The sequence below is a fragment of the Streptomyces calidiresistens genome (genome assembly GCF_014141525.1).
In the GTDB taxonomy this organism is placed as follows: domain Bacteria; phylum Actinomycetota; class Actinomycetes; order Streptomycetales; family Streptomycetaceae; genus Streptomyces; species Streptomyces calidiresistens.
Genome location: NZ_VKHS01001033.1, coordinates 1 through 1,604, shown reverse-complemented (window position 1 = coordinate 1,604; position 1,604 = coordinate 1). Strand labels below are relative to the sequence as shown.

The following is a 1,604-nucleotide window of genomic DNA, read 5'->3' as shown; positions in this document are numbered from 1 at the left end:
CGCCGGAGGTCACCGTCCCGACCCGCCCCGTCCGGCCCGTCGGCCCCGTCGAGCAGTTCCCGGACCCGGGCGAGCAACCCCGGCATCGCCGCCTCGATCATCGCCAGGCACTCGGCGAAGGCCTCCGCCTCCCCCCAGTAGGGGTCGGGCACGTCCGGCGACCGGCCGGCCCCGGGGGAGGGATCGAAGGAGCGCAGCAGGCGTATCCGGTCGGTGTGGGCCGCCTCCGGGGCCAGGGCCCGCAGGCGCCGCAGGTGACCGGTGTCCAGCGCGATCACCAGATCGTGGCGGGAGAACTCCTCGGCCTCGAAGCGGCGGGCGGTGTGGCCGGCGTCGTAGCCCGCCGCCAGGAGGCAGGCGGCGGCCCGGGTGTCGGCGGGGTCACCGGCGTGCCACCCGTCCGTCCCGGCGCTCTCCACCGCCACCCGTCCGGCCAGGCCCTCCTCGGCGAGGCGCCGGCGCAGTACCGCGGCGGCCATGGGGGAGCGGCAGATGTTGCCGGTGCAGACGAAACACACCCGCACCGGCGCGGCGGTGCGGGTGTGGGGACGGTGCGTGTCGGGGACGTCGACCGGGCGCGCGGGTTCGATCGCGGGTTCGATCGCGGATTCGGACGGGGAGTCGGGCATGACCGCCAGGGTAGTGCCGGGCGGGCGTCCGTCCCGGCGCGCGGGCCGGGGAACCCGGCTCCGCGCCGGAGGCTCACTCCCGGTCGAGCAGGGAGGTGACCGCCCAGGTGACGATGGAGATGATCAGGCCGCCGAGGAGCGCGGACCAGAACCCGTCCACCTGGAAGGCACTGCCGGCCAGCCATCCGGTCAGCATGAGCATCAGGGCGTTGATCACCAGGGCGAACAGCCCGAGGGTGAGGATCAGCAGGGGTAGGGCGAAGAACTGGAGGACCGGCTTGACGAAGAGGTTCACCAGGCCGAAGATCAGCGCGACGATCACCAGGGTCAGAACCCGGCTGCCGGTGTCCGCGCCCTCGTCACCGAGGGTGATGCCGCCGACCAGCCAGACGGCCGTGGCCAACGCCAGCGCGTTGGCGATGAACTTGATCAGAAGGTTCGTCATACGGGGATCGTTCCAGACGACACCGGTACCGGGGCAAGAGGGCAGGCGGGGATGACGGCGTGATCAAGGCGTTTCGACTCGACCAACTGGAGGCGGAGCGCCTCGCCAACGACGGGGCCTACCTGCAGTTCCTGCGCGAACGGAACATGTCGGTGGGGCTGTACGCGCTCAACGCCGGGGAGCCCGACCCGCAGAGCCCCCACCGCCAGGACGAGGTGTACCTGGTGGTCAGCGGCCGGGGCTCGCTCACCGTCGGTGAGGAAACCGTCCAGGTGGGCCGGGGCAGCGTGGTCTACGTGCCCGCCGGCGTGCCCCACCGCTTCCACCACATCACCGAGGACCTGCGGGTCCTGGTGGTGTTCTCGCCCCCGGAGAGCTGACCCGCCGACCCCCGGGCTCCCGTAGGGGTTCGCTCAGGGACCAACGAGGGATCGCGGGCCCCCGCCCGGCACGGGCGCCGCCTAGCATCGGCGGTGGGACGACGGGAAGGCGTACCCTCGCGGCGCATCCGGCGCGCCGCCCGCCCCTCC

At 73.1% G+C, this 1,604-nt stretch carries 3 protein-coding genes; 1 reads left to right on the top strand and 2 read right to left on the bottom strand.

Annotation, left to right across the window (positions count from 1 at the left end; genetic code table 11):
* Positions 1 to 479, bottom strand: a 479-nt coding sequence (locus tag FOE67_RS25215) for a low molecular weight protein-tyrosine-phosphatase (RefSeq protein WP_228474277.1), incomplete at its 3' end; no start/stop codon positions are given.
* A gap of 223 nt (positions 480 to 702) precedes the next feature.
* Complete coding sequence (locus FOE67_RS25210) at positions 703 to 1,074, bottom strand: phage holin family protein (protein ID WP_182667124.1); 372 nt, start codon at positions 1,072 to 1,074, stop codon at positions 703 to 705.
* A 62-nt stretch (positions 1,075 to 1,136) separates the two neighbouring features.
* Between FOE67_RS25210 and FOE67_RS25205 the strand changes: the two genes are divergently transcribed.
* Positions 1,137 to 1,454, top strand: a complete 318-nt coding sequence (locus tag FOE67_RS25205; protein WP_182667126.1) for a cupin domain-containing protein — start codon at positions 1,137 to 1,139, stop codon at positions 1,452 to 1,454.
* The last annotated feature ends 150 nt before the right edge of the window (positions 1,455 to 1,604 follow it).

Coding starts and splice junctions, on each gene's coding strand:
- FOE67_RS25210 (WP_182667124.1), bottom strand. CDS start 1,074: ATGACGAACCTTCTGATCAAGTTCATCGCCAACGCGCTGGCGTTGGCC.